The organism is Pseudooceanicola sediminis, assembly GCF_003575965.1.
GTDB lineage: Bacteria > Pseudomonadota > Alphaproteobacteria > Rhodobacterales > Rhodobacteraceae > Pseudooceanicola > Pseudooceanicola sediminis.
Genome location: NZ_QWJJ01000019.1, coordinates 24,934 through 48,945 on the forward strand (window position 1 = coordinate 24,934; position 24,012 = coordinate 48,945).

The window sequence follows — 24,012 nt, forward strand, 5'->3', positions numbered from 1 at the left end:
TCGAGGCGATGGGATCGTCTGATCATCAATCGCTGAAGCCATGACCGCGCAACTAACGCCAATCAGTCTCCGGTAAACCCGGCGCGGTTCAAGCGAACGCCCTGTAAGCAAGCCGAAATTGCGCGCCGCGCAGGGCGAGATCAAGTTTGAATGCTCCGATCCCCAAAAACGCCAAATATTTCTCTTGCCGCAGCACGTGCCATCGACGACCAGGCTTCAAGCGTGAAAGATGGTAGTCATGCAGAAATATTTCGCCATTGAGATGTCCGCCGTCCGTTTCGTGCGAAACACACTGTTCTTCAGCCTGCTCGCCCTGGTGCCGCCGCTGATGGCTTTCGTCGCGATGACGCCGGGTTTCGGTGCTATGTTGGCCAGCGGTGGGCCTCCGCTTGGCAGGTTCATGCGGCAGGTCATTACCAACGGTCTGCCGGTCGTCTTTGTCGTAAACTACGTGAGTTTCTTCTTGTTTGCGTGGATCGTCGCCAAGCCGGGCCAGCGTTACGGGATAAAGCTTGTGCTACTCGTCGATATGCCGGTCCGCGTCATCGGCTTCATCGCACTGCATGTCGTGATTTATGTCCTATCGGCCGACTTGTACGGATCCTTTGGAGGAAGCCGCGCGACCGCGCTTCGGGTCGTGGCGCCGACACTGGCCCGTTCTTTCCTCTTCGAGAATATTTCTGGCGTCTATCTTTATGCGACTATGGTGAGCGCGTTACCGCTCTATGTCACAGCCATCGAGAATTCGGACAGGCTCGGCGGACTGGCACGGAGATTTCCAAGACGGCTGGGATTCGTGCTTTTCGCGATTTTACTGTTTGGTTTCTCTGTTCTGGCGCTGACTGCATTCGCTGCCTTGCTCGTCTGGTAGCAGGCGTCTTGAAAGGCGCTTCCGGCGGCCGCAACTCATCGAATTGCACCAGAGATTTCCATATAGTGTCCCGATGAATAGCGCCAATTGAATTCAATTGCACCCGCGCGTATCCGACTAAAAGGGCTTGTTCACCAAGCCGGTGTCTTCGACACTCATTGACAGTTCAAAACTGCTTTGTTGAGGAAGGTTGCGCCCGGGATGACGAATATGAGAACTCGACTGTTTGGCTTTGCGTCAGCGATCCTGTTGTTCGCGGGATGCGCCGTTCCGACTACCTCGAACAACAAAGGGGAAACGGGGTTCATCCAAAAGCTGCCCGACGGTGTGGTCGCAATTGCAGCACCGTACCAGAACCTCAGCACGGTACGCGTCTTGCCGGAAGACGGCTGCTACTGGTATCTGCACGTCGGGCCGGTCGAAAATACCTTGCTGCCGCTTCGGACGACCGATGGACGCCCGATCTGCACTGCATCCTCGTCAGGTTAAGACGCGACCTTCCACGCGGCTCGGTTTCGTTTGTTGGCAACTCAGGAATGAATCGCGGGTGGCTGATAAGCAGCCGCTGTTCTTGGTTCAACTCTGCGCGGTCGTGGATTCCTCAGGCGGGTAGAGAAACGCCGTCGAACCGGGTGCGACCTGATCATAGAGGCCGATGATATGGGGCATGACCATCCGAACGCAGCCTGAACTTGCCCGCCCGCCGATCGAACGCGGATATGGCGTGCCATGTATCCGCAGATACGTGTCTCGGTTGCCGAAAAACAGATAAAATGCCCGTGCGCCCAAGGGGTTCGTCGGTCCGCCCTCCTGTCCATCCGCGTACTGTGCGTAGACTTCCGGTTCTCGTCGGATCATGTCGTCGGTCGGCGTCCATCTCGGCCATTTGGCCTTTCTGCGGATTGTATATGTCCCTGGCTCGTAGAGGTCGCCGCGGGCGATGGCCACACCGAACCGCATCGCGGTTCCGTCGCTCCGGATATGATAGAGGTAGCGGGCGATAGCATCCACGTGGATGTCACCTGGCCGCAATCCGTCATTGGCCTCGACCCGCACGGGCAGAAAGCGCGGATGCAGGCCCCAGGGGTTCGAGGTCGCCGGATCGAAATTCGGTGGCGTTACCTGCGCATCCCAGGCTGCCCATTGGTCCGGCCCGGGTGCGGGGTCTGCGAGCAGTGGGTTCGAGATCGCCGGCGAAAACAACGCCGCAGTGGTCACGACGAAATGGCGTCTGGTCAACATTGGATTTCCTTCGTTCGGCAACCGATAATGAAAAACTCGTGCGGCTAACTTTCTCTACCGCATTGAAACGCGTGGTCTTCGCACAGTCCAATAAAGGATCTGTGTGATCCCGGTGGTTTGCAGGCGGTCTTGGTCCTGACACTGGCTGTTTTGGTCTTCTCTCCGCGGTTCCATCCGCTCGGCTGTTTTGTCGCCCGATATCAGTGATCATGTGCAACTTCCTGCGGCGCCAGCCACCGAGACAAGTAAATCCGCTCGAATATGAAAACAGCAGTGATGCCGCCAAGGGCATAGAGCACGATGAGCGGATCGCTCCGAAGTTTCATCATGGTGAAGGCCACCAACACTACGGAATCGAACGCCAGAGCCAAAAGCAGCACGAAGCCAGAGGCCCCGATCTCCTCGCGCCTGTAGCGGAAAACGCCCCAGTGCACGGCCATGTCCATGACAAGATAGAAAAAGGCGCCGAGCGATGCGATCCGGCCGAGGTCGAAGAACACCGCCAGTGTCGAAGCGATGACAACGGTGTAAACGAGCGTGTGCCGTTGGATCGGTCCCGACATGCCGAAATGCCGATGCGGAATCATCTTCATATCCGTCAACATCGCCAGCATCCGCGATACGGCGAACACACTGGCCAGCACGCCCGAAGCCGTGGCCACCGCCGCCAGGATTACGGTCAGAAAGAAACCGGTCTGCCCGAGGGCGGGTTCGGCGGCCTCGGCGAGCGAATAGTCCCGCGCGGCGACGATCTCGTCGATGGTCAGGCTCGACCCGACACCGAAGGCAACCAACAGATAGACAGCCACGCAGATTGCGATGGATATCACGATCGCCCGGCCCACGTTGCGGTTCGGTTCGGTGATTTCGGAACCGCTGTTCGTGATTGTGGTGAAGCCCTTGAAGGCCAATATCGCGAACGCCACGGATGCGATGAAGCCCGTCACACCATAGGACTGCGTGTCGCTCGTCGCAGCGGAGATCTGGAAGCCGCTGGACCAGATCGCGGCGATGCCGAATAATCCAATGCCGCCGATCTTGATCGCCGCCATGATCAGCGAGAACACCCCGACCGACCGGTTGCCGGCGATGTTCACCAGGAAGGCGAAGACAATGACGCCCACGGCGAGGGTCGGCACCAGCGGCCCACCCTCGATGTCAAAGGCGCGCAGGACGTAGGTTGCGAAGGTCCGGGCCACGAGGCTTTCGGCAATCACCATGCTCAAAGCCATCAGCAGGGCGGCTCCCGCCGCGACTGCGCCAGGGCCATAGCATTTCTGCAGGATCATCGCGATCCCGCCCGAGGACGGCCATTTGTTGGACATCCTGATGTAGCTATAGGCGCTGAAGCCAGTCACGATTGCGCCCGCGATGAAGGCAAGCGGGAAGAGCGGTCCGGCAAGCTGCGCAATCTGCCCGGTCAGCGCAAAGATGCCAGCGCCGATCATCACGCCCGTTCCCATTGCGACGGCGCCGCCCAGAGTGATCGACCCTTCGCGGTAGGTGTCGCTTCTATCTTCGTGTTGCATTCTTGCCTGCCTCTACTCTTTCGTCTTCGTCCAACCCTGGGCCGGCATGCCACCTGAAATCGCAGTGGTCGTTGCCGCCGGCAATTGTCTTCGGCCGTAACAGCCGCCCGCCCCATTTCTCGGCCACCGGGAAATCGAGTGCGCACCACGTTGCCGTACATAGTGCCGAGGAATCATGGCCCGCAAAGAACTCGGCTACCGGGCATTTCGTACAGTCAAAGGCGACGACGTTCTCGCCCGCTTCGACGTCGCGCCAACCATACCCCGGCGGTCCAAAGGGGAAACGGCGAAACAGGCTCGTCGCGATCTGCAGTCGCTTGGCCGGATCGGCGGTGATGGCGCGGGCGAACTCGAACGGTGGATCGGCCATCCGATTGTAGATGTCCCAGCCAATCGCATGGATGATCCTATGACTCTGCGCCTCTGACCGCCCTCGCGCGATCAGGGTTCGGTTCAACGCAAGCGTCAGGGCGGCAAGATGCGTGGTCAGGATCGCGCCGGCGTTCGGCTCCAGCGGAAGGTCGCGTTCAAGCAGATAGTAGGCCGCCCAGGTTTCCGAGAGGATTGCGTCGGTCTCCTCGCCCAGGTGTCGCAAGGCGAAATGACTGAAAAGCATCGTCAGCGCGGCGCGGCCAATACTCTCACCGGATGGGATGACAGCCTCAAGAATTCCGCGCCCCATCCCGCGGGTCGCGGAATGGTCCCAGGTCTCGTCAATCGCCTCGGCGGGTGGCATGGCACCCGTCAGCAGAAGCTCGGGAAGCACCTGCGTGACACGCCCCAGTGGATCGCTGTCCGCCAGACGCGCGGCGACCTCGCGCGCGATGACGGGCCGCGACAAATCGTCAAACCGCGCGTCGGGCGCCAGCACGAAAAGCAACGCCTCGGCGGTCGTCAGCGCCTTGGCATGGAGCATGAGGGAGGCGGGAAAGACGAACCCGGCGTGGTAGCCTGCCCGCATCATCGCAAGATAGGTTCGCGCCAGGCTGGCCTGGCGCGAGGGGGCCGAGTAGAATTCCGCCGCAAGCTCCTCGAACCTATGCCGGAACAGCGCGTGATCGGCGCCCGCTAGGGCCTCGGTCTGCGCGCTGAAATGGTAATAGGCGCGCCGGGTCTGCCGCTGTGCTACAGCCATCCAGTACAGCACAAAGCGGTCGCGCTGCGCCGCATCCAACTCGCCATACATGCCGAAATCGAGCAATGTGACACTGCCGTCGGAATGAAAGACGATATTGCCGGGATGCAGGTCGGCGTGAAACAGCCCGTCCGACACGAACATCTCCAGCAGCATCGACACCAGCGCCTCGACCAGTGCGGATCGGGTTTGTTCAGGAAGGGTGGCCGAGGCCTCGGACAGGCGCATGCCGTCGACCCAATCCATGGTCAGCACGCGGGCCGCCGTATGGTCGGGATACGTCTTTGGAATTCGGACGCGATCCTGTCCCGCGAGATTCTCGCGAAAACGATCCATGACAGCCGCTTCGGCGCAAAAGTCAAGTTCGGCTAAGGAGTAGCGCCGAAACTCCGAGAGGAACGCCGGCAAATTCGTGCGCCGAAGGCGGCGCGGCAGCACCATACGCGCGATCCTCAGCCCGAGGTCGAGCGCGTCGAGATCGCGGTGGAACAGCGGCCCCAGCCCCGGTCGCTGCACCTTGACCGCGACCGCCCGACCGTTCGCCAGACTTGCCTTGTGCACCTGGGCAAGGGACGCGGCGGCGACGGGTCGGGCCTCAAAGCTGGCAAAGGCCGTTTCCACCGGCGCCGCGAGTTCATCCTCGACGATGCGCCGCACCGTGGCGAAGTCAACATCGGGCGCGTGCTCCTGCAATTCCGCAAGCCGCGCGACGTAGCTTTCGGGCAGAATGTCGGGGCGGGTGCTGAGGATCTGGCCCAGCTTGACGAAGACCGGCCCCAAAGCGAGCAGGTTTCGGGCGAACCGATCCGGCGCACCAGTGTCGCCGCTGGCCGGTTCATATCGCCGGAGGGTCCAAATGTCTTTCGACAAGACGACGACAATTCGGACCAGCCGCAGGAAGTTATTCGTGCGGTTCACGGTCTTCCTCCATTGACCCCGGTCGACCAGGTCTCGACTGCCATGCTCGGCAGGAGACGGCGAAGATCGTCCAGCGCCTCGGAGTATGTCAGGTGGTCGACGATGGTTGACACGCCGGGCATCGGGCGCTCCGACGCTGGCAATGCGCGGATCGTGGCGAGGATCATCGCCGTCGTCACCTCGGCCTGATCGCCGGCTGCGACATGGCGCGAGGCAGCAACGCTGCCGTCGGGGTTCTGCACCTCAACGGCGATGCGGGTGCGGGCTTGACCCAGTTCCGGCAGCCTCCTCAAGAGCCGCGTCACGCCGCGTTTGCGCCGCGACAGCACCGGACCGAGACCGAGCCGCAAGAGCAGACCGACAGCGCGCGTCACGAAAGGAGGATCGATCGACACGAAAGTGCGGACAAGGACCGGGGCCCCGCTGCCCGAGCAATCCGCGACGCCATCCATAGGGAAGCCGATCCCAAGCGCGGGACGCGCCCGACTGCCCCGCTCGAAGGCAAACGAGCGACGGAGGTCTCCGGGCCGGACCATATGGTTTTTGGGACCGGAAAGCCGGTACGGGCGGCCGAGGGCGCCGATGGACCATTCCGTCGCGGCCCTTCCATAGTGGCGGCCCATGCCGAGTTCCAACCCGATGTCTACAGTGGCAGCCTCATATTCGCGGACGAGTTCGGCTGCCATCAAAGTGCTCAAGCCGGGCGCGGTCCCGACGCAGAGGACAGCAGTGCCCGGGCCGCCGACGACCGCCACTTCACGCCTCAGTGCTTGCACAAAATCCGGCGACGCCGAGGTCTCGAGGAAGCTTCCCCCATTGCGGACAACTTCGACTGCGACCGATGGCGGCGTCGCTTCGGTTAGGTTTATCACCGTCGCGCCAAGCGGCAGCTTTCCGGCGGCGTCCTTCCCGGCGATATCGAGCCGGAGCGCCTCGACACGATCACCTGACCCAACTCCGTTGCGCGAAACCAGCAATATTCGGGCCGCCGTATGATCGAGCAGCAACCGGACCAGTCGACCGCCGACATCGCCCGTGCCTCCGATCAGCACGACGGTTCCTTGCATCGGCGGCGGGTCGAGCCGGCTTTCCATCACTCGATTCCATTGGCGCGCTGCAATTCGCGAATGTAGCTGACGATCAGTCCAACCGTTTCCTCCGTGACCCCTTTCACAGGAGGCATATCGCCGAAATTCCAGTGATGTGATTGCACGCCCGCCGTCGCGGCCCGCAGGAACGCCCCGTCCGGGTGATGACCCGGCTCGTAGATGGGATGGACCAACGGCGGACCATTCCCAGTTCCACCTGCCCCGTTTTTTCCGTGGCACGACGCGCAGCTATTCTCGAACGCGAGCTGGCCGAAATATGAAGGCGCGCTCAGGGTCTCCGGCACGATGATGGTATCTGGATCGGGTGCGGGCGCCCCGGCGGCGTCGCCATGCATCTGGGTGTTGACCCGTGGTCGGTCGGCTCCGACCTCATCGGACTGGGCCAACAGGCCAGTTGCCAATCCGAATGCGAGCAGGGAGGCAATCGCCATTGTCTTTCGGGACATTGTTGCGGGGTTTCCGCTTTTCTTGGCTTTGGGCATATTACTGTCCGTTACCTGTTAGCACCGACCAGGCTCGACCACCGTTGCGGAATGAACGCGGGAACATCTGCGGCGTAGCGATCCCAGGCATCCCCGAAGCGCGACCGGCTATCGGCCTCCTCGGCGCGGGCGAGTCGTGCGTACATCCAGACCAGCACCGGGAACATCGCGAGTGTCAGAAGTGTCGGCCACTGCACGAGAAAGCCCGCCATGATCAGCACGAAGCCAACATATTGCGGGTGGCGAATGCGTGAATAAGGCCCGGTCGTTGCCAGCACGCCGCGTCGCTGCGCGGACCAGAGATGGTGCCAGGCCACTGAGATCAGCCAGAACCCGCCGCCGATCAGCGCGAAGCTCAGGAAATGGAACGGACCGAAATGCGGATTCGCGCGCCAGCCGAACATCATCTCGGGCAGATGCCCGCTGTCATGCGCAAACCAGTCGACATCGGGCCAGGTTGACTGCAGCCAGCCGGACAGAAAGAAGATGGTCAGGGGAAACCCGTACATCTCGGTAAAAAGGGCCACGATGAAGGCGCTGAACGCCCCGAAACTCCGCCAGTCCCGCGACGTCTGCGGCTTGAAGAAGCTGAAGGCGAAGATGATGAAGACGGCCGAGTTGATGAAGACCAACAGCCAAAGGCCATAGGCAGTTCCGGGATCGGTCATTTCTTGTCTCCTCCTCCACCATGTCCGCCGTGGCCCCCATGCATGAAGAAGTGCATGCCCACGCAGAGCAGTAGCGGCAGCCAAAGGAGCCAGTTGCTGCCGAGGATGTGGACCCGGTGCTCGTAGCCCAACAGGAGACCGCCGACGACCAGCGCAACGATCAGATAAATGCCGGCGCGCGACCGCCAGAAGGAAGGCGTCGGGGAAGGTTCTTCCGACTGGTCGCCGCGACCTCGATGGTGTTCGCTGGGATCATGCATGTTGCACCTCCAATATGACCGTTTTGTCAGGTGACCCGTCGTCACTGTCCGGGCCGATTACGCGGTTAGGATGTCCGCTTAAGGCGCGGGAGAGAGGTTGCATGATCGGAATCATGGGGCATTCTCCTCAAATAGAATGTCCTTCGGCGCGCGATCACCATTTACTGCGTCGAGTTCGGCACTCGTCAGGAAGTCTTCAGCTTGCCGCCCCAGAACATCTGCGGCGGCCACGACGACGTGCGCCCAAGTCGACCGATTGGCGAAGAGCATGCCGTTCGTATCGAGTGTGCCACCGCGCCCGCAGAACCCGAGGAATCTGGAGGTCCGGGCACCGGTATCGAGGGGGCGGACGACACCGCAGAACGGCTCTGGCCTCGTATGGGAAATGAAGACTCGCGCCTTTACGGAAGGTGGAAACAGCTTGTCGACAACGGCCTTCGAGGCTGTGTATTCCTCTTCGCGGCCGTCGCGCGGCAGGCGGAACCGCCCCGGCTCGAGCAACAGGATAACGCGGTGCCTCACGCCACGTTCAGCGAGACGAACGGAGGCTCCGAGGGCCTCTCCAAGCTGGTAGGCGCCCACCGCGACAAGAAGCAGTTCGGGCGCCTCCTCACCGAGATCACGAAGACAGACCGCACCGTCGTTCAGCGCCATTCTCGCCAGTTCGGGAGAAAGCCGGGCCGCCACCTCGCGCTTGGGAATGACCATCGTCCAGATTGCACCTCGGGAACGGAAGACCGCGTCGAGGCAGGCTATTGCACTGTTCCAATCGACAGGGAAGACGACGCGGGAAAGATCGGACATCTCGCCCCACATCGTTTCAGCCACCGTCGTATCCTGGTGCGACAACTCGTTTTTTCCGTTCTCCCAGGCGTGGGACGTCGCGATCAGGGGCACGCCCAACCAATAGGGCTTGCGCCCCGCATCGATCATGTGCCGCGTGAAGATCAAGTCCTGGCGGAGCGCTCCAAGCATCTTTGTCGCGAATGCTTCGTAGGACACCGCGACGTTCAGACCACCCTTGTTCGCGAGGACAGAGCAAATTACCGCTTCCTCGTTGAGAGCGGTGACGACGGAGCCGCTGAGCGACTCCGCCAGTCCCGGCTCGGGCTCGGTCACGCGGTGCTTGAGTTGGTCGAGAGTCGCGTTCATCCGGTTGCTCCGCATCTCGTCGGGGTTGCCAACACGGACGCGAAGACGCGGATTTGCCATGACGATGGAATGAAAGTGCTGGTCAATCCCAGCCATCGGAGATGCCCGTTCGTCTTCCTCAGAAGCTGTCCAGGGTGGTTCCGGCAAGTCGGCTGCAACCGGTTGGCGCGAGATCAGTGGATGATCGCGCTCCTTCGTGCGTCCGGCCGCCGAATGATTGTTCAGTTGCCGAGCAGCGGTCGCCAGTTCGTCCGCGGGCACCCAGAGTTTCCTTGCGCCATCGTTGAATGATCGACGTGCGGCAGCATCGTTCCGCGGGTTCCCATCAAGGGGCAGATTGTGCGCTCGGTTCGTGCCGGCGCCAGGAAAGCCGAAGCCTTTGATCGTCTCGGCGATGCCGTAGTGCAGTGGGACAGGATAAGTTTGCTCGCCCTGCAGGGCCGCCGCAGCGCAGGCGCCGAGTCGCTCTTCCATCTCCAGGATCGCCCAGGCAAAGGCGGCAGGATCCCGGCCATCCAAGTCAATTGGGTCAAAGCCGTTCAGGCGAAGATGGCGACGGAACCATTCGACTCCCCCGACCTGAGCCATGGTGGTACGCTGGTCGATCCGCCGTCCATTCGCGATCATGATCGGGGTGACCAGTCCTGTGTCGTCCGCTCTCCACCAGCGCGGCACCCAGTCGCTGCCACGCTGTTCCTCGAACGCGCCATCGCTCAAGAATGCGACCAGGCGCTCGCCGGGCTCTGGCATGTGCCCATAGAGAAGCCCGGCAAAACCGAGATATCCACCCTCGATGAGCCCGCCCGCTGTATGTGGATTGACATGGCTTCCCAACGGCGACGACGGTCGCCCTCCGGCGTCGATCTCATAGGAGTAGAAATCCCGAACAAATCCGGTCAGCCCCTGGTCGGAGAAGGCGTACCGCTCCGACTGCGCTGGCGACATGTTATCGACGATAAGGTTCACCGCATCGATCGCAGCGACGCAATGCCCCTGACCCATCAACCAAGACCGCGTCGTGCCACTGAGCGCATTGGCTGCGAGATAGCCAACATAAGCGGGGACCATATTGAGTGATCCCCCGGTGTGACCGTCGGGGTTCGGCTTGAAATCCTCGGACCGGAGGGCCTGTCCGTCGGTGCGGACGGTGCACGCATAGGTCATGTGCACAACAAGCCACATCGCGGCGTTTGTGACCTGATCCGCTGCCCTGAGAATGGCGTAGCCCGCAGCCTTGTCGGGGATGGCCCCACGCTGGTGAAGCGCATCCACCATATCGTGAACGCGCACCTGAGTCAGGTCGTCGTGGGCCAGCGCCCCGGCACCGCCCGCCCAATCGGCGAAACTGCGATCATGGTCGCGGTAAAGTGCTGCCCGGTTGCGCTGTCGGTGTCGTTCAGGACTCGGCAAGGTTATGCCGCTATTGGCCGGTGGCGGCATGTCGGCACCCATTTCGCGTCGGTCGCGCGATGACCCAACTGGGCTCGTCATATTTTCACCCCGCGCAATCGCAGCGAATTGAGCACCACCGAGATCGACGAGGCGCTCATGGCGAAAGCGGCAAACATCGGGCTGATCAGGATGCCGAAGAAGGGAAACAGAACCCCCGCCGCGACCGGTACGCCGGAGGCGTTGTAGATCAGGGCGAAGAAGAGATTCTGGCGAATGTTGCGCATGGTCGCGCGCGCGAGCCGCCGCGCGCGCACGATGCCGTCCAGGTTTCCCTTCACCAGAGTGATGCCGGCGCTTTCGATGGCGACATCGGCGCCGGTGCCCATCGCGATCCCGACATCCGCCTGTGCCAACGCCGGCGCGTCGTTCACGCCGTCCCCGGCCATCGCGACCTTGCGGCCTGCCTCTTGCAGCTCCCTGATGATGCGGGCCTTGTCCTCGGGTAGAACGTCGGCCCGGATCTCGTCGATGCCGAGCCGCGATCCGATCGCCTTTGCCGTGCGTTCATTGTCGCCTGTGGCCATGATGACGCGGAAACCAAGCTCGTGCAGGTCCTTGATCGCCGCAGGGGTGGTCTCCTTGACCGGGTCTGCGACGCTGACCAGGCCGGCGATCTCGCCTTCGACCACCACGAACATGACCGTCTCGCCTTCGTCGCGGCGGGCATTTGCCTTGGTGGTCAGGTCGCCCGCCTCGAGCCCCAGATCGCGGATCATCGCGAGGTTGCCAAGTGCGACCGCCTGTCCGTCAACGGTTCCCTTGACCCCCTTGCCAGTGACGGCCTCGAATTCTTTCGCATCGGCCATCTTCACCCCGCGCTCTTCCGCACCCCGAACGATGGCTTCGGCAAGCGGATGCTCGGACCCGCGTTCTAGCGAGGCGGCAAGGCGCAGGACTTCCGGCTCGGCATGGCCCGTCTCGGGCAGGACGGCGACAAGCTTCGGTTTGCCCTCGGTCAAGGTACCGGTCTTGTCGACAATGAGGGTGTCGATCTTCTCGAACCGCTCCAGCGCCTCGGCGTTCTTGATGAGTACCCCGGCCTGTGCGCCGCGGCCTGTGGCTGTCATGATCGACATGGGCGTGGCCAGGCCCAATGCACAAGGGCAGGCGATGATCAACACCGCGACGGCGGCAATCAACGCATAGGACAAGGCCGGTGCCGGTCCCCAGACGGCCCAGGCAATGAAGGACAGAATGGCGATACCGATCACCGCCGGGACGAAAAATCCGGCGACCTGGTCGGCGTATTTCTGGATCGGCGCGCGGCTGCGTTGTGCGTTCGCCACCATTTCGACGATCTGCGACAGCATCGTGTCGGCGCCAACGCGGGTCGCTTCCATCATCAGACTGCCGGTTCCGTTGATCGTGGCCCCGGTCACGGGATCGCCTTCGGTCTTCTCGACCGGAACGGGCTCTCCCGAGATCATGCTTTCATCGACCGAGGACCGGCCATCGACCACGATGCCGTCCACCGGCACCTTGTCACCTGGCCGCACGCGCAACCGGTCGCCCACCTGAACCTCTTCGAGCGCGATTTCCTCTTCCGTCCCGTCGGGCCGGATCACGCGGGCGGTCTTGGCCGCCATGTCAAGAAGCGCGCGGATCGCCTTGCCCGTGCCCTCGCGAGCGCGGAGCTCCATCACCTGGCCGAGCAGCACAAGCGTCACGATCACGGCGGCCGCCTCGAAATAGACGCCGACATGCCCCTCGGGGTCGCGGAAACCGTCCGGAAAGATGCCTGGCGCGAACACGGCGACGACGCTGAAAAGCCAGGCCGCCATCACGCCCATGCCAATCAGCGAGAACATGTTGAGGTTCAACGTGCGGAACGAATTCCAACCGCGGACGAGGAACGGCCATCCGCACCAGAGGACGACGGGCGTGCCGAGCACCAGTTCGATCCATAGCGTCGTGCGTTCGCCGAAGATGTCCCGCACTCCAGGGAAACCCAGATAGGGGCCCATGGTCAGAACGAGAAGCGGGATCGTTAGTACAGTGCCAACCCAGAAGCGCCGCGTGAAATCGACCAGCTCCGGATTCGGGCCTTCCGCAGCCATCGCGGCCGATTCCAGTTCAAGCCCCATGCCGCAGATCGGGCACGAGCCGGGATGCGTCTGACGGACCTGTGGGTGCATCGGGCAGGTATAGACGGCGCCATCATATCCTGCCGGAATCTCATCGTATTTGGCATCAGTGATGGTCGGATGTCCGTGCGCGCCATGGGCGTGGTGATCGTGCCCGGAATGGGTGCCGAGTTCCGACTCGGGAACCAGATGCATCCCGCATTTTGGGCAATCGCCGGGACTGTCCTGCCGCACCTCGGGGTGCATCGGGCAGACATAGGTGGTGCAGTCGAGTGCGGACTGGTGAGCGTGGTCGTTCATTTGGAATTCCTCTCGGAGCGAGTCGGGGTCAACCTAGTCCTTCCACTTACTGGAAGGTCAAGGCCTGACACAGCTGACCGAACCGCCTTGGCAAGCACACCGGCGGTTCCGATCACATTGGAGGGGTGCGGTATGGTATCGGTGGTGACAATCCGTGCGGCACCGGCGGACATGATGACATCATGTGCCCCTTCCGCAAAGACCGCGTGGATAGCCAGACAGACCGGCGATCCGGTTCCGGCTGCAAGCAATCGCTCGACGGCGCGCGCCATCGTCCTGCCGGAAGACGCAATGTCATCGAGTATCACCGGGGTGCCCTGGTGAAGCGTGGCGCTCTCTGGCACGCTGACATCAACCTGGAGATCGCCAGTCCTGATCTTTCGCAAGACCTCGTACGGTCGTGCGGCGAGCCGGGCCACTTCGGCAACCCATTGCTGGCTTTCGCTGTCAGGTCCCAGCAATACGGCATCCGGCAGATTTGTTCGAATCCAGTCGGCGAGAAGCGGGGCGGAAGCGACACGCACGGCCGGGATCGTGAAAACATCCTCCAGCCGCTCGATGCGGTGCAGATGGGGATCGACCGTCACCAGCCAGTCAAAACTCTCGGCGAGAAATCCGGCGAACAGCTTGGCGCTGACGGCCTGTCCGTCGCGAAAACGCCGGTCCTGCCGCATGTATCCCAGATAAGGCGCGATCAGCCCGACATTCCGGGCCCCCAGCTCTCGGGCCGTCTCCGCGGCAAAGCGCAGCGGCAGTGCTAGCCGATCGGGATCGCGAAGCGTCGCGAGAACCGCGACATCGGCACCTTCCATATCGCCCGGCAAGGTAATCAGGCTTTCACCGTCGGGGAAGCGATGCCAGTCGAGCGCACGGAGATTGGCATCCAGCTCTGGCGCGAGGGATCGCGCGAGTGGCGTCATTTCTGGGAACGGGACAAGGATCATGCCGTGTCCTCCGACAGTGTCAGCGCGCCAATATGGGCTTCGGCATAGACTCGTGCATAGGCGAGCTCGCCGGTCGTCTCGGCGTGGATCTCATAGAGCGGCTGTCCTTTTTCCACACCTTCCCCGACCCGCACCAGCAGACGAACTCCCGCCCGCTGCTGGCGCGGCGCGCCGGCAAGCTTTGCAATGCGGGCAATCAAACGGTTGTCGATGGCAGTGAGATAACCGGACACACCGGCAGTCATCGCAATGCGCTGCGGCGCTTCCCCGGGTTCGTGGAACCCACCCTGCGCGGCGCAGATCGCCAAAAATTTAGCCTCTGCAGCGCCAGTGTCGAGCAAAGTCTCTGCCTGCGCCCTGCCCTCTCCACTCTCTGCACCCGGTGCTAGGTCGAGCAGCCGACCCGCGAGGTCCAGAGCACGTTCGCGCAAATCCGTCGGCGCACCCGGCGCACGCCGCAGCACCGCCAACACATCCGCCGCCTCGAGTGCAGGGCCGATACCCCGCCCGACCGGTGCCGTTCCATCGCTTTCGTGAATCGCGACGCGAAGCCCAATGGCTTGACCCACCGAACTCAGGCGGGAACCTAGGGACGCCGCTGCCTGCGCCGACCGTACCTTGGCTGTCGGCCCGACCGGCATATCGATCAACACGTCGGTTGCACCGACCGCCGCCTTCTTTGACAGGACGCTGGCCACCAACTGTCCGGTGCTGTCAAAATCCAGCGGCCGCTCAATGCGGATGAAGTGATCGTCGGCCGGGCTGAGGTTCAGTCCGCCGCCCCAGACCACGCATCCGCCTTCGGCTTCGACCACCTTGCGCAGCGCTGCAGCGTCCAGAGCCACCGGTGCCATGACTTCCATCGTATCAGCGGTCCCAGCAGGGGAAGTGATCGCCCGGCTCGACGTCTTGGGGATCAGATGCCCGGCTGCGGCAACGATGGCTACGACAATCGGGGTTGTCCGGTTTCCCGGAAGGCCACCGACACAATGCTTGTCCAGGACGGCCTCGCTACCCCAGTCAAGCGTTTCGCCCGCAGCCTGCATTTCGCGGGTCAGCGCCACCGTCTCGCCCTCGTCAAGACGGTTTCCAGCGCTGGCAGTGATGAAGGCGGCGAGGTCGAGATCCGAGAGACGGTTGTCGAGCGTGTCGCGGATGATCGCGGCAAAATCCTCCCGTTTCAGCCGCCCGCCATAGGCCTTGGCCCGAATTGCGGACGAAGACACAGGCGGCTCGGGATGCGAGAAACGTGCCCGATCTCCGGCTTGCGCCTTGAGCGCCTCCCAAGCGGAGACCGACAGCGCGGCCTTTTCCACCGCGAGCCACTGGCCGCGCGCGACCACGTTCAGCGTTGCGATGATCCAGCGGTCGCGCAGGTCGACGCGAATTCGGGTCTCGGCGGCAAACCCTTCGGAACGACAGATGTGGCAATCTTCGTGCATGTAGACGACCGGCTGGCGGTAGGTGTCTATTCCGGAGGGGAGCATTGCGAGCGTATCGGTCATCGCGGGCGGTCCAGATACACGGTTTCCAGATGCTCGGGCGCGCGGGCCGGTCGTCCGAGTTCATGGTCGATGCGGAAGCGCAGGGTGTCGGATGCCGAAGGCTCGCCATGGGTCACGTAAGTCATGCGCGGCACCGGACCGGCTGACATCCAGCGCAGGATCTCTTCGGCGTCGGCATGGCCCGAAAAAGACTGAAGCTGCACGACCTCGGCCTCGATGGGAAAATCCCGCCCGAACATGCGCAACTTCCGCGCGCCTTCCGCCAAAGCGGCGCCGCGCGTGCCGCCCGCCTGAAAGCCTGACAGGAGGATCGCATTGCGCCGGTCGCCTCCGAAACTGGCCAGATGATGCAGGATGCGTCCGCCGGTCAGCATGCCACTTGCCGAGATGATGATCATCGGCCCGGCTCTGGTGTTGAGCTCTTTCGACTGCGCTACCGTGTTCACCCGCTTGGCCAGTTGGAACATCGCCACGCATTCCTCGCGGCTGACATGATGCTCGTCATGATGCCGGTGGTAGATCTCGGTGGCGTCGACCGACATTGGGCTGTTGAGAAAGACCGGGACATATGGAATCTCGCCCCTCTCGATCAGCCGCGAGATATGCAGCATCAACCCCTGGGCACGGCCGACAGCGAAAGACGGGATCAATACCGTTCCGCCCCTGGCGAAGACCCGTTTCAGGACCGGCGCCAGTTCCGCCTCCGGGTCGATGCCGGGATGGACGCGGTTGCCGTAGGTGGATTCGCAGACAAGAACGTCGGCACCGGCAAAGGGCTTTGGCGGACGCATCAACGGGTCCGGGTCGTGCCCCAGATCGCCGCTGAAATGGATGACCTTTCCGCCGAACTCAATCCGGATCTGTGCCGCGCCCAGAAGGTGCCCCGCCGGAATGAAGGTCGCGGTGATATCGTCGCCCAGATCGACCCTTTGCCCGAAATCCACGGTTTCGAACCGATCGAGCGCCGCCTCGGCGTCCTTCAGCGTGTAGAGTGGTTTCGGGTTCTTGTGTTTGGAGAACCCCCGGCGCGCGGCATAGCGCGCTTCCTCTTCCTGGATGTGGCCGCTGTCCGGCAGGATCAGTCCGCAAAGCTCGGCCGTGGCACTGGTGCAGATGACGCGGCCACGATAGCCCGCCCGGATCAGCGCAGGAAGATAGCCGGAATGATCCAGATGCGCATGCGTAAGCAACACGGTGTCGATGGTGGACGGCCGAACCGGGAACGGTTTCCGGTTTCGCGCGCGCAGTTGCTTGAAGCCCTGGAACAGGCCGCAGTCGACCAGAATGCGCCGCCGACCGATTTCCAAAAGGTAGCGCGATCCGGTGACAGTTCCGGCGGCTCCGAGAAACCGCAGCGAGGGACGGTTGGAGCGTGTCATGCTACCCTCCCGCGGTTGGCGATGGCGTTGAACAGGCCACCGAAGATCAGGGCACATACCAGCCGTAGAGGAAGGTCTCGATAAGGCCGATGACGAACCCTGCGGGCGTCAGCCAGACGAACCCGGGCAGCAGACCTGCCCAGGTCTCATACATTGCATAGCCGGGAAATATCAGGTCGAACGCTACGCAGATCAGGAAGGTCAGGGCCAGGAACAGGCTCAGCGCCCAGCCGAAGGCCATCAGCGGGATGCGTACCGCCCCTTCTGGACCGGACTTCCCCATCACGCAGTCCCCACAGGTGAAACGAAGCGCCACGAATAGAATCGCTGCGAGGACGGCAAAATAGATGATTGCGGTCATGACAATTCTCCTTGATGTGTTCCATGGCCTTTCGACGCCTCCCGATCTGATGTCCTGACAATTCGCCAGCAAAGGCCGTGCGACCGCCCTGCCCCAACCATTCGTTCGGTTCCCCGGCAAGCCCTATCAGGCTTGGTCTCAAACGGCGTCGAGGATTGCTTGTAGCCGACCTATGGCGGGCATTTGATCCGCCATGGCTTCGAATTCCTTGGCTGCCGGCGCCCGTTTTCTGATGTTGCCAAACTGGGGAAGTGTCCGGGAAGCATCGCGCTTAACTCCGCCCGCAGCAGCAACCGCCCGCTCTTCGCTGCTTCTGCGGGGTCGGCTGATTGTCTGGCGACTCATAGGGTGTCGCTTCCACCGCCTCCCGATCGCTTCCGCAGCAACCGACACCTCCTGCTTGGGCTTCAAGGTCGGTTCGGGTGTGTTTCTCAGGTTCCATCCTTGCCTCCAATGCTTTGGGTTTCAATCAGTAGACGCCGGCCGAGAAAAAGCATTACAGGACAAGGAACCGTCGGCGCGACGGACGGCGGGGACTGCCCGGACAAAGCGCGACATCGGATCCTGCTTGACCTGTCTTTTTTTGTCGCGGACACGTCATTACCCAATCACCAGCTGCAGATCGACGCCCAACTCAAATGGCGGGATGTCAAGATTGCGTGGCGCCGGCCCTCGTCGGATTCTTCCCGAAGTGTCGTAATGAGACCCGTGGCAAGGGCAGAACCAGCCGCCGAAATCGCCTACCGCCGCACCGTCCTGACCCAGAGGTATGCATCCGAGATGCGTGCAGACGCCGATCACCACAAGCCATTCACCGGTTGCGTCCGCGGCCCGGTTCTCATCCAGTGCGGACTCTTGGGCTTCGTGGTTCGGGTTCTCGCGGCTGGTATCGACCGGATCGACAAGATCGTCGAGAGAAACGGTCTGCGCCGCAGCGATCGCTTGGGGCGAGCGGCGCCAGATGAAAACCGGACGTCCCTGCCATTTGACGGTAATGCGTTGACCCTCTTCCACCCCGGTGAGATCGACCCGGACCGTGGACGCACCGACGATATCGGCCGAGGGATTCATGGAGTTGATCAGTGGCCAGACCGCGGCGCCGGTTGCAACGGCTCCGGCGCTCGCGGTCGCATAGTAGAGGAAGTCGCGTCGTGCCGATGGGGCATAGGCTTGATGAAGTAAGACATCGGCGCTCGAAGGAGCATTTTGCTCTGTCATATCACGCTCCTGACCCTGAATTGCCGATCAATGGCCCGCATCAGATGCCCCAGGCGTAGTCGGGAATACGGCCCAGGTGCACCGATATCTCGCCAAGACCGTCAATCGCTTCCAGCGCGACCTTGGCCGCGTCTTCCTCGTCGTTGGAATTGACGATACCCCAGACGTCGACGCGATTATCAGCGACGACGACGTTCAGGTGAACGGGGTTCAGTCCCGGCACCTGCGCAAGCGCACCCAGGACTATGTCGCGCCTTTCGTCCTCGCCGGCCTCCGGCCGGACATGCACGATCGGTTGCGCCGCAAGTGCCTGCAACAGATTTGCACGGCTCACGATCCCGACGAGCTTGCCGTCTTCGACCACGGGCACCCGCTTGATGTGTTTTTTTTCAAGCAGCCGGGCGATCTCCCCAGCGGGCGTGTCAGGTCCCACGGTCGTCAGTTGCGTGGTCATGATATCCCTGAGCAGCTGGCCGTGGTCCTTGACGAAATTCCTCGCGTCTGTTTGGGTTTCGGAGAAAAGAGATAACCACCAAGATCGGGTCTCGTCTTTTGCGCCCTCAACGCGGCGCATCAGATCGCCCTCGCTCACGATGCCCACGAGGCCGTCGGCATCGTCCAGAACCGGAATGGCGCTGATACGGTGTTGCGACATCAGTTCCGCTGCCTTCTTTACGGTCATGCCTGGCGTTCCGGTAACAACGGTTTTCGTCATGATATCCGATGCATTCATGTCTGGTTCGCCTTCCGTGCGCTGCTTCGCGGCCTCAACACAGGCAAGCGCCTGCATCGGCGGCCACTGATTAAGAGACGCGCCAGGCTTCGAAACATTACAGGTGAGAGCGTCTCCAGGAGCGCAACGGTCCGCCGACGCGTGCCCAAGACCGCGCGAACCTAGTCTCCTCGGCTCGGTTCCAAGCGAAGCATCAACCGGGATTGCGCCCCTGATCAGCAATCCGGCACGCCAAACGGCGCATGTAGAAAAGCACGAGCATGGGAACAAACACCCATTGCAGGATCGGGGAAAGACCGGTGCCGAGGACCGGAAGCGTCGGCATGTCGGCATCATAGGCCCAGCGGCCCGTCACCTCGGTGTGCAGGTATTCGAGACCTATGGTCGCCATAAGTCCAACCGCAAAAAACACAGCCGGGGCAGCCACCTTTTTGTTTGCAATCCAATTGCGGCCTTCGCCCACAAGGGCGGCACACCAGAAAGCCGCCAACGCGATGGCAATATCACCCAGTGTCGCCTTCAGGCAGATGAGAGTACCGGTGAAGTGTTCGGTCTGGCCGAGGCTCGCAAATAACGGTGCCTGCAAGAGTTCCCACGCGAAATGTCCAAGGAACGACAGGAACACAAGATCGACCTCTGGCGGCGGGCGACAGGAACGCGCAACGGTTATGGGCATCTGAAACCTGATATCTTCGTGGGAGAACGGGGGCTATGACCCTCCGGCTAATACCCTGAAACCGATACTGTGAACAGCAAACCAGAAATGGTCACGAGCGGCGTGCTGCCCCAGATTGCTGGTAGTTCAGGATTGACTCAAATCAAAGTCACGCTTTGGCAATATGTCAAAATCTGACTGCGGGAATCGCGAAGGGCATGGACGCATGTTCAGTACTATGCAGAGAACCTGGGGCGTGAGGATTCGAGCGGTGACAGCCGCCGTAGCCGTCATGGCGCTTCTCGCCTCTGCATTTGCAGCGCCGCTGGAAATCGATCACCGTGTCCGGTCCACGCAAGCTGCCGCTGTTTCCGTCGCCAACGTCGGCAGTGACGATGGCGGTCGCGTTCAGCTTGCTTCGAGCACAGAATGCCATGCCGGCCACAGTTGCATGCCCGTGATCATGCCCAGACTCGAAGTACAGGGTTTGGAGCATTTCGATAGTCCGCTGGGACTTCCCCGCGTGCGGGACTACCTCGCATTAGGGGTTCGGTACCGGCTCTTCCACCCGCCCCGAATCCTTTCACAGGTCTGATCGTCGGCACCGGCTCTTCGGTGCTGCTCAACGCCATGTGAAAGGAGCAAGCCATGTACGCTGAACGAATACACACATCAACCGAGGTCTCTCGCCACGAAGCCGAGGCCAGACTCATCGAGTGCCGCAACAAGTTTTTGGGATTTCTTCGGAAACGACTGAGAAATCCCCAAGATGCCGAGGATATTTTTCAGGAATTCTGCGTCAAGGTGCTGCGCAATCACGCCACCATCAAGAATGGCGAACGACTGGACGCCTGGTTGGCGATCACACTGAGGCATACCCTGACCGATCACTACCGGCGCCAGGCCACGCGAAGTCAGGCGACCGAAGCCTTTGCGAGCGAGGCAAAGATACTGAGTCCGGAGACCGAGCCATCGTCCGGGGATGTCGATGAGCCGGCGTGCAGTTGCATTCACGCGGCAATGCAGGACCTGCAACCTGCTCATGCAGAGTTGCTGACGCGCCTCGATCTGCGCGAAGAATCACGCGACAGGGTCGCAACCGACCTTGCAGTCACTCAGAATGCCTTGCGGGTGCGTGTCCATCGCGCGAGGCTCGCGTTGAAGAAGCGCATAGCCGAGATCTGCCCGACTTGCGGTGAAGGTCGGTTCATGCAGTGCGACTGCGATCATTCCCAAGAAATCCACAATCGGACGGAAATGGCGTTCTGAATGTCGGGAATTTCCAAAATGCGCTTCTTCCAATTGACGATCGCCTCTATTGCGAAGGCTCCGACGATTGGGCGAAGCGAGGTCAGTCAAGAGCTTGATCCGTTTAGTCGTATCATCAGGCGGCGCGGGACCCCCGGTCGGAATCCGCAGGTACGTGTCGCGCGTTCGATGGCCGCGCAGGAACGGCTCGGTCGGGATTCGATCCGGGGAGTGATCCGATGAAATCAGTCGGCAATCCCGATCCGATTGGCGATGATGAGCTAGAAGCGCTGATCTGCGACTGCATTGAAATACTGTTTCAGACACTTCCCGCGGATCAGGCAAGCATTGTTCGTGCTATCGATCTGGAGGGCGCGTCACCCCAGTCTGTTGCCGACACTCTGGGGCTGGGCCTGGGCGATGTCGCCACGGTTCTTGCGTTAGGGCGGCAGGGCCTGAAGGCCACGTTTGGCGAGATGTCCAGGATCTGCCCCGTGCACGGCCTGGCTGGCTGCGAGTGCCATCGCATAGGCGACGACTGAATCTGGTCCCCTGTTGGCTGTAACGCCGGGGCGCCGAATGCGTCCTTACAATACAAGGATAAGTCACTGACGAAGGGTTTTACTATGAGCAAGACAGATGCGCCATCCAAGACGCAAGGCAGCTGCTGCTGCGGGTCGTCAACCGACAGCTCGAAAAACACCGCTTCCGAGACCAGGGAGGCGGCGGCGGCAGGTAGGCTGAGCAACGAGGCAAGAGAAACCGCAACCGAGCGGTCCAACGTCTGCTGCGGCGGTCACGGGTCGCAATGAATTCGCCACTTCCACGGGTTCAAAAAATCAAAGGAGACCAACCATGCCATTCATCATGTTCCTTTTCGCGAGCGGCCTGACCGTCGTTCTGATGCTCTACGGCTTTCGGAATCGCGGTGAAATTCTGGCTTTGGCAAGCGTCAGATACGCCTTCGGAAAACCCGCTGCGCGGTTGCGGAAGCAATTCTGATGCGCCGGGGACTGCCACCGCTCTTGCGGCATTTCCGATGACACCGGGGATGCTAAGGGCGCGGAGCATCCGCCCCACGCCTGGGTGGACAGGGCGAATTGCGGGCAGGCCTATCTGGCAGGGATTTACCCATCGCCTTGAGCGCTGTGGAGCGAACCGCGATGCGCGCTGAAACGCGCCGTGCGCCCCACCTCGGGCTGGTTCTGTCCGGGGGAGGCGCGCGTGGATACGCGCACGCGGGCGCGCTGCGGGCTCTCAACCACCTTGGTATTTTTCCCGGTGTTCTTGTTGGCGTGTCGATGGGGGCCGTCGTCGGGGCGACATATGCGCTGAACGACGATTGGTACGGCGCACTGGTTGACATGGACATATCCGGGTTTCCTCCGTGGCCGAATTTTTCAGAACCCGGAGTATTCAATTACGTCAAGAACCTGCGGGTCGCTCAAAAGGCAATCACGGGGATGTATTTTGGCTGGGGCGTCGGGCAGCCGACCGTTGAATGGGGCAGGACCATGTTTTCGAACCTGACCCTGGGTAAGCCGCTCGAAGCCGGGCGCATACCCGTCCTCGCGACGGCGACCGACATCGTGAGCGGTGAGCGCGTCGTTCTGGAAACCGGGCCGACGGCGGACGCGCTTTACGCGAGCGCAGCCTTGGCAGGCATCCTGCCACCCGCCGAGATGGACGGACGCATTCTGGTCGATGGCGGCTACTGCGACCTTGCGCCTGTCGATGTGGCGCGGGCGGCCGGGGCAGAAATTGTGATTGTGGTGGATGCCGCGACAAATTTCGAGGCGAAGAAGCCAGCCAATGGCTTGCAGGCGATGTTTCGAGCCATCGAGATCTGCCAGAACGAACATACACATCTTCGGTTCATGCCAGCGGACATGATCATTCGCCCGGTAATTGACCCGCCTGTTGGAGTGCTCGAGTTCGAAAACAAGCGCCGATGCACAGCAGCGGGTGCACGCGCTGTCTTGCGCTCTCGCGCCGAAATCCGGCGGCTGACCCAAAGGGTTGAGCCAGAGGTGTTCGCTCCAACCACCCCCGAAGCGCAATGCAACACCGAAGAAAGGAACAGACCATGACAATCATCAAGACATGCCTTGCTGCGACCTTTGTGGCCGCATTTGCGTTGCCGTCCTTGGCGGACAGCCACAATGCTTCCGGGACGATGATGGGGGCAGGACTGCTCTTGCCAGAGATGAATGCACAGGAAGGTCGCCGGCTGTTCGCGGCGAAGGGGTGTGTTGTCTGCCACTCGATCAACGGAGTCGGCGGGACCGACGCGCCGATGCTGGACGCGGAATTCATGGACTCTCCGATGAATCCGTTCGAGTTTGCTGCGCGCATGTGGCAAGGCGCCGAGGCGATGGTCGCGTTGCAGCGCGACGAGCTTGGCGATGTGATCGAACTGAATGGCGAGGAACTGGCCGAGATCATTGCCTTTGTTCACGACCCCGACGAACAGGCAAAGTTCTCGAACGCGGACATCCCCGAAAACATCGAGGCGATGATGGGCCATATGGAGGGCGATGCGGCGCATGCGGATACCGAAGAGCAACATGACTAGTCCGGAGCGTGTGCCGACCGTCTCCGAAGCCGCGCGTGCGCCGGTCGTCCTCAATGCGATTTCGGAACGCGGAGGGTGAATGTCAGGTCGCGGGACGGATTTTGGCAGCACGTTCCCACCGCCGCGGTTCAATGGCAAAGGGCTTGATCAGCCCGGGCGTGATGTCGGTACGGGTCCCGGCGCGATGATCGC

At 61.8% G+C, this 24,012-nt stretch carries 23 protein-coding genes; 7 read left to right on the top strand and 16 right to left on the bottom strand.

The window, feature by feature from the left end:
• Positions 1 to 238 precede the first annotated feature (238 nt).
• Positions 239 to 871: a hypothetical protein gene (locus DL237_RS18110; RefSeq protein ID WP_119400508.1), complete on the top strand. Its 633-nt coding sequence runs from the start codon at positions 239 to 241 to the stop codon at positions 869 to 871.
• A 210-nt stretch (positions 872 to 1,081) separates the two neighbouring features.
• Positions 1,082 to 1,360, top strand: coding sequence for a hypothetical protein (locus tag DL237_RS18115; protein ID WP_119400563.1), 279 nt, complete (start codon positions 1,082 to 1,084; stop codon positions 1,358 to 1,360).
• Positions 1,361 to 1,447: 87 nt separating this feature from the next.
• On the opposite strand, the gene DL237_RS18120 is transcribed toward DL237_RS18115, so the two are convergent.
• From DL237_RS18120 to DL237_RS20640, 16 genes are all read right to left on the bottom strand, one after another.
• Positions 1,448 to 2,113, bottom strand: a complete 666-nt coding sequence (locus DL237_RS18120) for a L,D-transpeptidase (protein ID WP_119400509.1) — start codon at positions 2,111 to 2,113, stop codon at positions 1,448 to 1,450.
• 200 nt (positions 2,114 to 2,313) lie between these two features.
• Complete coding sequence (locus tag DL237_RS18125) at positions 2,314 to 3,642, bottom strand: APC family permease (RefSeq protein WP_119400510.1); 1,329 nt, start codon at positions 3,640 to 3,642, stop codon at positions 2,314 to 2,316.
• Positions 3,626 to 5,695: an AarF/UbiB family protein gene (locus tag DL237_RS18130; RefSeq protein ID WP_119400511.1), complete on the bottom strand. Its 2,070-nt coding sequence runs from the start codon at positions 5,693 to 5,695 to the stop codon at positions 3,626 to 3,628. Before DL237_RS18130 ends, DL237_RS18125 begins: the two co-directional genes overlap by 17 nt.
• Complete coding sequence (locus DL237_RS18135; RefSeq protein ID WP_119400512.1) at positions 5,692 to 6,789, bottom strand: saccharopine dehydrogenase family protein; 1,098 nt, start codon at positions 6,787 to 6,789, stop codon at positions 5,692 to 5,694. Before DL237_RS18135 ends, DL237_RS18130 begins: the two co-directional genes overlap by 4 nt.
• On the bottom strand, positions 6,789 to 7,286 hold the full coding sequence (locus tag DL237_RS18140) for a c-type cytochrome (protein ID WP_233545049.1): 498 nt from the start codon (positions 7,284 to 7,286) through the stop codon (positions 6,789 to 6,791). The genes DL237_RS18135 and DL237_RS18140 overlap by 1 nt, the downstream gene beginning before the upstream one ends.
• Before the next feature lie 11 nt (positions 7,287 to 7,297).
• Positions 7,298 to 7,954 (bottom strand): methyltransferase family protein, encoded by a 657-nt coding sequence (locus DL237_RS18145; RefSeq protein WP_119400513.1) that lies wholly within the window; start codon positions 7,952 to 7,954, stop codon positions 7,298 to 7,300.
• Positions 7,951 to 8,214: a DUF2933 domain-containing protein gene (locus DL237_RS18150; RefSeq protein WP_119400514.1), complete on the bottom strand. Its 264-nt coding sequence runs from the start codon at positions 8,212 to 8,214 to the stop codon at positions 7,951 to 7,953. The genes DL237_RS18145 and DL237_RS18150 overlap by 4 nt, the downstream gene beginning before the upstream one ends.
• Positions 8,215 to 8,325: 111 nt before the next feature.
• Entirely contained in the window at positions 8,326 to 10,806 is a 2,481-nt protein-coding gene (locus tag DL237_RS18155; protein WP_119400515.1) for a phosphoketolase family protein, read from the bottom strand.
• Between the two features lie 47 nt (positions 10,807 to 10,853).
• A complete protein-coding gene (locus DL237_RS18160) occupies positions 10,854 to 13,148 on the bottom strand; it encodes a copper-transporting P-type ATPase (protein ID WP_233545059.1) in 2,295 nt (764 codons plus the stop codon).
• Positions 13,149 to 13,198: 50 nt separating this feature from the next.
• Positions 13,199 to 14,146: a ribose-phosphate diphosphokinase gene (locus tag DL237_RS18165; RefSeq protein WP_119400516.1), complete on the bottom strand. Its 948-nt coding sequence runs from the start codon at positions 14,144 to 14,146 to the stop codon at positions 13,199 to 13,201.
• Positions 14,143 to 15,651, bottom strand: a complete 1,509-nt coding sequence (locus tag DL237_RS18170) for a thymidine phosphorylase family protein (protein WP_119400517.1) — start codon at positions 15,649 to 15,651, stop codon at positions 14,143 to 14,145. The genes DL237_RS18165 and DL237_RS18170 overlap by 4 nt, the downstream gene beginning before the upstream one ends.
• The gene (locus tag DL237_RS18175) at positions 15,648 to 17,030 is read right to left on the bottom strand and encodes an MBL fold metallo-hydrolase (RefSeq protein WP_119400518.1); all 1,383 of its coding nucleotides are present in this window, start codon (positions 17,028 to 17,030) and stop codon (positions 15,648 to 15,650) included. Before DL237_RS18175 ends, DL237_RS18170 begins: the two co-directional genes overlap by 4 nt.
• Positions 17,031 to 17,076: 46 nt before the next feature.
• The gene (locus DL237_RS20750) at positions 17,077 to 17,391 is read right to left on the bottom strand and encodes a DUF5676 family membrane protein (protein ID WP_233545050.1); all 315 of its coding nucleotides are present in this window, start codon (positions 17,389 to 17,391) and stop codon (positions 17,077 to 17,079) included.
• Between the two features lie 600 nt (positions 17,392 to 17,991).
• Complete coding sequence (gene petA, locus DL237_RS18185) at positions 17,992 to 18,609, bottom strand: ubiquinol-cytochrome c reductase iron-sulfur subunit (protein WP_119400519.1); 618 nt, start codon at positions 18,607 to 18,609, stop codon at positions 17,992 to 17,994.
• Positions 18,610 to 18,649: 40 nt separating this feature from the next.
• Positions 18,650 to 19,399 (bottom strand): CBS domain-containing protein, encoded by a 750-nt coding sequence (locus DL237_RS18190; protein ID WP_158585679.1) that lies wholly within the window; start codon positions 19,397 to 19,399, stop codon positions 18,650 to 18,652.
• A gap of 136 nt (positions 19,400 to 19,535) precedes the next feature.
• Positions 19,536 to 20,018, bottom strand: a complete 483-nt coding sequence (locus DL237_RS20640) for a hypothetical protein (RefSeq protein WP_158585680.1) — start codon at positions 20,016 to 20,018, stop codon at positions 19,536 to 19,538.
• A 627-nt stretch (positions 20,019 to 20,645) separates the two neighbouring features.
• On the opposite strand from DL237_RS20640, the gene DL237_RS18200 reads away from it, so the two are divergent.
• The 5 genes from DL237_RS18200 to DL237_RS18220 all read left to right on the top strand — a co-directional run bounded on the left by DL237_RS18200 (position 20,646) and on the right by DL237_RS18220 (position 23,820).
• Positions 20,646 to 21,266: an RNA polymerase sigma factor gene (locus DL237_RS18200; RefSeq protein ID WP_119400522.1), complete on the top strand. Its 621-nt coding sequence runs from the start codon at positions 20,646 to 20,648 to the stop codon at positions 21,264 to 21,266.
• A gap of 218 nt (positions 21,267 to 21,484) precedes the next feature.
• Positions 21,485 to 21,787, top strand: a complete 303-nt coding sequence (locus DL237_RS18210) for a hypothetical protein (RefSeq protein ID WP_119400524.1) — start codon at positions 21,485 to 21,487, stop codon at positions 21,785 to 21,787.
• A gap of 313 nt (positions 21,788 to 22,100) precedes the next feature.
• Complete coding sequence (locus DL237_RS20645; RefSeq protein ID WP_158585681.1) at positions 22,101 to 22,247, top strand: hypothetical protein; 147 nt, start codon at positions 22,101 to 22,103, stop codon at positions 22,245 to 22,247.
• A 161-nt stretch (positions 22,248 to 22,408) separates the two neighbouring features.
• Positions 22,409 to 23,335: a patatin-like phospholipase family protein gene (locus DL237_RS18215; protein ID WP_119400525.1), complete on the top strand. Its 927-nt coding sequence runs from the start codon at positions 22,409 to 22,411 to the stop codon at positions 23,333 to 23,335.
• Positions 23,332 to 23,820 (top strand): c-type cytochrome, encoded by a 489-nt coding sequence (locus tag DL237_RS18220; protein ID WP_119400526.1) that lies wholly within the window; start codon positions 23,332 to 23,334, stop codon positions 23,818 to 23,820. Before DL237_RS18215 ends, DL237_RS18220 begins: the two co-directional genes overlap by 4 nt.
• The last annotated feature ends 192 nt before the right edge of the window (positions 23,821 to 24,012 follow it).